Raw genomic sequence first — 7,161 nt, 5'->3', positions numbered from 1 at the left:
TTCTAATTTGATTGCTGCAGAATACGTTGCACGTTTTAATTTCGTCATTTTTTCACCCAAATTTGTATGCTTATCAGCATAACATTTCTTTCTTAATGGGTGGCCAAAATTAATTTACCACTACAGTTATCCAATCCATTTTCTACTGGAGATGGAATCAAAGTAAGAAAAAAACAAAAGATAATGAGAAAAAAAGACGTTAGAGTAAGAAATAAATTTCAGCAGAAAGCGTTACGAATTAAAAAGGGTTTAAAGTCAAAAAACTAGTTTTTTTCGTATCGCAAGCCCTTCTATTTTGCATGCTGTGTTTTTAATATAAATATTTATTCGAATTGTATTTACATCGATCAAATTTTATGAAATATTATGTAGCACAAATGAGCTACGTGGGTTTTAGCATGGAAACCAAATCAGAAACTGTAAGAGCTAGAGTATCTTCGGAATTAAAAATTGAGTCTGAAAATGTATTATCAGCATTAGGTATGAGTCATTCAGATGCTATACGCATACTTTTAACTCAAGTATCTTTAAGAAAAGAATTTCCAGTCGAGCTTACCTGTCCAAAAGGATTTGTTGATGCGAGTAATAAGCTAGAAATAGTTGAAGGCACTAGAAATAAAATTACCTCAAAAAACTTTATTGAAGAATCAATTAAGGCTATAACGTTCCCATTTAAAAAAACAGATCCGATGTGGGATGATAAAAGATTTGCAGAATTATTTGATGAGTTGCAAACTTCGGGACATGCATTGACTAAGAAATTATTAGAGCTTTATGACTTAATGGTGGAGTTTAACAATGCTATTGAGTCTTCTACTAAGAGCTTTGAATTTCATGATCTCCTTGATTGCGTAGATAAAATATCTGAATTAAAAAAAGATATTAATAATTTAGCAAGTATAGTTTTACTAAATAAGAAAGCTTATGTCGACTTTGCTAATAATTTTAAGCATAAACTCAAAAACTATATAGTTGATTAATTTAGGATTTATAAAAATGAATATATATGGGGTAAGTATTAAACTTCTGATATTAATGATTATATTAATATTTGTACCTTGGTGGGGCATTTTTACAATTTTAATATTACTACCCATTATATTCATTTTATATATCTCATCGGCTAAAGAAAATGAAAATTTTGAAGTTGATGAATCTAAAAGAGCAGATTTTGCATTAGATAAAATACGAAAATTACCGACAATTAATAGAGTTTTAGCTTCTAGTAGCTATACCTATATGGAGAATGAGCTTTTATCAATAGTACAAGAGGCAAGGTCAATTGTAATTCTTAAATCAAATATATCTTCGGAAGCAAGCGATATTCAAGATATGATGGATTCAATTACAAAGCTAGAAAGTGCAAATGCTCAAGCGCGTGGAAATGCAACCGCATTTGCGCCATTAGTAGGTAAAACCCCAAATGTTATAGAAACAAATTCAAAAGACTACTTGCAAGAGCTTCTAGTTAAAAAAAGTGAAATAAGGCAAGAATTAATAAATAAAATAAATATATATAATAATCAATTAGATGAATTGAAGTCATGGCGTTCAAAACCGTTCTTATCTTGGTATTTAACAAAACTTAATTACCCTGATATCGAGCATTTCCCTTTATCATTTTCGTCAAATTTATAATTGGTAGTATATTTTTGAATGGTGGCTTGACGACAGCTAAATTTGATCAAATTTTATAAAGTGATAGTGTAAGTTAGAATTCGAAATAAAGACTTCAAAATTAAATATACTAAGGCTACAAATTAAATAGTTTAGCCTGTTCATTCATCCAATTTTCATCTATTTTAGGGTCATTGTTCTCATAATCATCAACCATTTGATTTATATGTTTAATATAACCTTCACGAGTATTTACTCCTGCTTTTAACATCATATCATCGGTTATTGGTGCATATGGACTTCCCAGTTTTCACTAGACAGTTTACTTTTGTAAAGAAAGGGCTGAAAATTAACATATTAAATGTGTAATAATTCTATTTAACTTTACATAAATTACTTAGATTATAAATAAATACATAAATATCAATGTGTTAATTTTGTTTATGTTAACTACCTTTTTAGCACACAGTTAAACTAAGAGTGTAAGAATAAATAGATTCTTGACACTTTTTACTCTAAACCCAGTATTCGTACTGGGTTTTTTATGCGTATTGCGCTGTGATGATAATCAAAAAACTATCAATATAAGACCTTATTAGGCTGTAAAGTGAAATAGTATTGTTGGCAATGTTAAATTACAGTAAATTTTATCTTGTATTTAATTGATATATATATCGTTAACACTTACCATTAAACTACTTTCCCCTGATTACACAATGAGAAACATGAAAACTAATATCTTATTTTTATTTCTTGTTTTTCAATTCTTGAGCCCTAGTTCACACGCTCAAACTCCTTCAAATGTTACTCATATTTTATTTATAAATTCAACAAATCAAGATATGCCTTGGTATAAAAGTGTTGAGCTTGGACTGCGTACAGAGCTTAAAAAACGTTCTTTTAGTTATGAACTATTTGTCGAAAATATGGATGTAAATCGCTTTGATGAAGTTAATCAAAAACAGTTAATGAAAGACTACCTCAAACAAAAATATAAAAATAAGCACATCGATATCATCGTTACTCAGTCGCCTTCTGCAGCGACGTTACTATCCCAATTAGATGATTTTTTTATAAATGTTCCACGAATATACTTAGAGCCAGGCGCCCAGTTTAATCTACCAAAAAAGACCAGCGGAGCTGTGATCCAAGCTAAATTAGATTATGCGTAAGCAACAGCAAATGCTGTTAATTTAATGAAGCCTAAAAAATTGATCGTGATTTTAGATACAAAAAACGATATTGGTATGAGCTTTCATCGAGGACTATTTTCGGTTATTAACCGTGATTTTTCGTATTTAAGTGTAGAAAAGTGGTTTGATCTTCCATTACCAGAATTACTCACCAAAGTAAGAAATGCCCCAGCAGATTCAATTATTTTATTTACCCCCATTTTTAGGCGTTACGATAATAAATCACTTAGCCCTTATCAGCTAGTAGAGCGATTAATTGAAGAAAGTCCGGCGCCAGTGTTTAGCTATTGGGAAGTACTATTAGGCTCAGGTGTTGTTGGTGGGTATGTATTGTCGGGTGAAAAAATAGGTAAACGTATTGCCGATTCAATAGTTTTTTATAATGAAAATAAAGCGTTAAATGAAATTAGTGGTGAAGGGCTTAGTACATACTCATATGATTGGCGACAATTAAGTAAGTTTAATATTGCTCCGCAGAGCTTGCCAGAAGAGTCAATTATCTCTTATTACGAGCCAACTTACTTTGAGAAAAATAAAATATTAATTTACAGCGCTACTGTAATTATTTTTATTCTTAGCAGTTTTTTAGTTTTTGTTTTGTTTTTAAACCAACGCCGCATTCAACTTTTAAAAGAGCTTGATGAAGAAAAGCAAAGATTAGAGTCGCGCGTTGAAGAGCGCACTGAAGAGCTTTTGCACGCCAAGGAAGAAGCAGAGCATCTGACATCCGCTAAGTCTGAGTTTTTAGCAAATATGAGTCATGAAATTAGAACCCCTATGAGTGGGATTATTGGTTTGACTAATATTTTGCTCGAAAAAGGTTTACCTGGTGAGTATGAGTATTATTTAGATAAAATTAAATACTCCTCAGATCAACTCCTGGTGGTTATTAACGATATTTTAGACTTTTCAAAAATTGAGTCTGGAAACATTAACCTTGAGGAATTTCCTTTTTCTGTAAATTCGATTGTTGATTATATCAAAGCAACCTTCAATGAATTGGCCCAAAGTAAAGGGGTCACATTTGATATTGTCATTGATGAGGCAGTTAAACTGGACTTAATCGGCGATGTAGTGCGAATAAATCAGGTGCTGTTAAATTTATGCTCTAACGCAATTAAATTCACCCCTCACGGCACTGTATCGGTTTTAATTGAGTCAAGAAAGTTATTAGACGATCCGCAAAGTGTTTGCTTATATTTTACAGTTAAAGACTCAGGTATTGGCATCGCTGAGGATAATCTTAGTAATTTATTTGAATCATTTACTCAGGCAGATAGTTCTACAACTAGGAAGTTTGGTGGTACAGGGTTAGGTTTAACAATTAGTAAGAGTTTATGCCAATTGATGGGTGGTGATATAACAGTACACAGCACTCAAGGTGTGGGTAGTGAGTTTGTAGCTTCGGTGGAAGTTAAATTGAACAACCAAGCGTTGATTGATGATACGCCTAACCTAATCTTTACTGATCCGTTTGATGTATTAATTATAGATGATAATGAAGAGGACCTTAAAGTAATTGAAAATCAGTTTACAGCTATGGGTTTAGCATGTACTGCGTGCTCGTCTGCTAAGCAAGCTATTGATATTATTGAACAGAATAAAGAAAAATTTAAAGTCATTATTGTCGATTGGATAATGCCAGCGATGAGTAGTGAAACATTTTTAACGCGTATTTATAATATTAATCCCCAGCTTTGCAGTAATATAATTGTACTTACAAGGGATCATGAGGTTTTACTTAATGATGTGGCTAACAAAATAAATATAAACACAATTTTGCAAAAACCTGTTTATTCGAGTGTCTTGTATAAGGAGGTGAGCAGTAGAGTGTTAGGTTTTTTTAATGAAGTGCCTAAAGTAAATACTGTGAGTGAACAGTCGCTGGCGGGTATTAAAGTATTAGTTGTGGAAGATAATTCAATCAATCGACTCATAGTTACCAACATACTAGAAAATAGCGGCGCTCAGGTTTACTTAGTTGATAATGGATTAGAGTGCATCCAAACAGTAAAATTAGAGCCGTTTGATATAATTTTAATGGATATTCATATGCCTATCATGGACGGTGTTGAGGCGACTCAAATTATTCGTAATGATAGTGATGAAACTATCGCAAATATTCCAATAATTGCCTTAACAGCTAATGTTATGAAAGATGATATTACACGATACTTATCTATTGGCATGAATGCTCATGTTGCAAAACCCATTAAAACACAAAAACTACGTGAAACTATAATTCGCTGTTTAAATAAATAGTTGCGCTATATAAGTAACTTAATATTTTTATCAAATACCTTCCGCAATCCCTTCCATTGGCTTGAGCCGATTTTTTAATAACTTAAAAAAATTTATAAAATAGAATTTGACTCACGCGTGTTTGCATGTGAAATTCCATATATTCGATTTTTCGTATATTCACTTGGTAAAGGTTGAGTTATAAATGTCAGAAGTTAATGGGTTACCAAATACAAATAAAATACACAGCGTTGTTCCACATACTAAAAATTTTAATGTTAGTTTTTCTGAGCACAAACCTAAAATTTTATTGTTATATGGATCATTAAGAGCGCGTTCTTATAGTAAGTTGGTAATAGAGGAGAGTGCACGTTTATTAACGTATTTTGGTGCTGAGGTTAAAATTTTTAATCCTGAAGGTTTACCTCAAACCGATAGTGAAGATGAATCACACCCTAAAGTACAAGAGTTACGAGATTTAATGCTTTGCTCAGAAGGGCAAGTATGGTGCTCTCCAGAACGTCATGGGTCAATGACGAGCATATTCAAAAACCAAATTGATTGGATACCACTCAATTTAGGTGGTGTAAGGCCAACGCAAGGTAAAACACTCGCAGTGCTGCAAGTTTGTGGTGGATCGCAATCATTTAATGTAGTGAATCAACTACGAGTATTAGGGCGTTGGATGCGTATGGTAACAATACCAAATCAGTCCTCAGTGCCACAAGCTCATTTAGAATTTGAAGAAAATGGGCGCATGAAACCCTCTCCACTTTATAATCGGATTGTTGATGTTATGGAGGAGTTGATAAAATTTACTTTGTTATTACGAGATCAAAAAGATTACTTTGTAGATCGTTATTCTGAACGTGTGGAATCTGCAGAAGAACTTAGCCAACGCGTTAATCAAAGCTCTATTTAGGACAGAACAATGGGATTATTTGAACGTTATCTTTCTGTGTGGGTAGCCTTAGCTATTACTTTTGGTATTGTAGCTGGTTCTATAATGCCAAGTGCATTTAGCTTAATTGCTGGTTTTGAATATGCCCATGTAAATATTGTAATCGCAGTACTTATTTGGTTGATGATTTACCCAATGATGGTGCAAATTGATTTTTCATCAATTAAAGATGTAGGTAAAAAACCAAAAGGGTTAGTGCTCACTATCGTTATTAATTGGCTTATAAAGCCCTTTACTATGGCGCTACTAGGCTGGTTATTTTTTAAGGGTATTTTTGCCGATTTTGTTGACCCACAAACAGCTACAGAATATATAGCTGGTATGATTTTGTTGGGTGTTGCGCCTTGTACCGCTATGGTGTTTGTGTGGAGTCAATTGACAAAAGGCGATGCTAATTACACCTTAGTGCAGGTATCAATAAATGACATAATTATGATTTTTGCCTTCGCACCTATTGCAGGGCTATTACTTGGTGTGACTGATATTACTGTACCTTGGGATACACTGCTATTATCGGTGGTATTGTATGTACTTATCCCGCTGGTGGCCGGTGCTGTTACCCGTAAAAAGCTTGATAAAGAAGATGACCATACGTGTTTAAATAACTTTTTAAAGGTAATGAAACCTTATTCTATTATTGGCTTACTCGCGACAGTAGCGCTATTGTTTGGTTTCCAATCGCAGATATTAATAGAAAAACCAGAGGCAATAGTTCTTATTGCAATCCCGCTTTTAATTCAAACTTACGGTATTTTTGCGATTGCTTATATTGCAGCTAAAAAAATGGGGCTTGCACATAACATAGCGGTGCCTGCATGTATGATTGCCACTTCAAACTTTTTTGAGCTAGCTGTTGCGGTTGCTATTTCATTATTTGGTTTACATTCTGGGGCTGCACTTGCCACTGTGGTGGGAGTGTTGGTAGAAGTCCCCGTAATGCTAAGCTTGGTATACTTTGCAAATAAAACCCGCCATTGGTTTAATTAAGGCGGTATGCAGCATAATCTCTGCTGGCATACTTTTTAAAATGATCTGTCGATGGCTTTCATCTATTTACAGAATAAAGGGCATAGCTGTTTATTTTTGTAAGTTCTCGTTTATCTGAGTGTTTTTTGTTTAGTACTATTAATAAACGTTTAAACTTAGTTT

General features: G+C 33.2%; 6 protein-coding genes. All 6 read left to right on the top strand.

Annotated elements, in window-relative coordinates:
• Nucleotides 1-398: 398 nt before the first annotated feature.
• The 6 genes from H5116_RS20215 (at nucleotide 399) to arsB (ending at nucleotide 6,999) form a co-directional block, all read left to right on the top strand.
• The gene (locus H5116_RS20215) at nucleotides 399-980 is read left to right on the top strand and encodes a type II toxin-antitoxin system RelB/DinJ family antitoxin (RefSeq protein ID WP_220487471.1); all 582 of its coding nucleotides are present in this window, start codon (nucleotides 399-401) and stop codon (nucleotides 978-980) included.
• A 16-nt stretch (nucleotides 981-996) separates the two neighbouring features.
• On the top strand, nucleotides 997-1,638 hold the full coding sequence (locus H5116_RS14155) for a hypothetical protein (RefSeq protein WP_182716467.1): 642 nt from the start codon (nucleotides 997-999) through the stop codon (nucleotides 1,636-1,638).
• A 704-nt stretch (nucleotides 1,639-2,342) separates the two neighbouring features.
• The gene (locus H5116_RS20390; RefSeq protein ID WP_259398832.1) at nucleotides 2,343-2,789 is read left to right on the top strand and encodes a hypothetical protein; all 447 of its coding nucleotides are present in this window, start codon (nucleotides 2,343-2,345) and stop codon (nucleotides 2,787-2,789) included.
• Between the two features lie 297 nt (nucleotides 2,790-3,086).
• On the top strand, nucleotides 3,087-5,072 hold the full coding sequence (locus H5116_RS14150; protein ID WP_310735996.1) for a response regulator: 1,986 nt from the start codon (nucleotides 3,087-3,089) through the stop codon (nucleotides 5,070-5,072).
• A gap of 184 nt (nucleotides 5,073-5,256) precedes the next feature.
• Complete coding sequence (arsH, locus tag H5116_RS14145; protein ID WP_182716466.1) at nucleotides 5,257-5,973, top strand: arsenical resistance protein ArsH; 717 nt, start codon at nucleotides 5,257-5,259, stop codon at nucleotides 5,971-5,973.
• Nucleotides 5,974-5,982: 9 nt separating this feature from the next.
• On the top strand, nucleotides 5,983-6,999 hold the full coding sequence (gene arsB, locus H5116_RS14140; protein ID WP_182716465.1) for an ACR3 family arsenite efflux transporter: 1,017 nt from the start codon (nucleotides 5,983-5,985) through the stop codon (nucleotides 6,997-6,999).
• Nucleotides 7,000-7,161: the final 162 nt, after the last annotated feature.

Source organism: Pseudoalteromonas sp. SG45-2, from assembly GCF_014164115.1.
Taxonomy (GTDB): domain Bacteria; phylum Pseudomonadota; class Gammaproteobacteria; order Enterobacterales; family Alteromonadaceae; genus Pseudoalteromonas; species Pseudoalteromonas distincta.
This window is presented reverse-complemented; position numbering and strand designations above follow the sequence as displayed.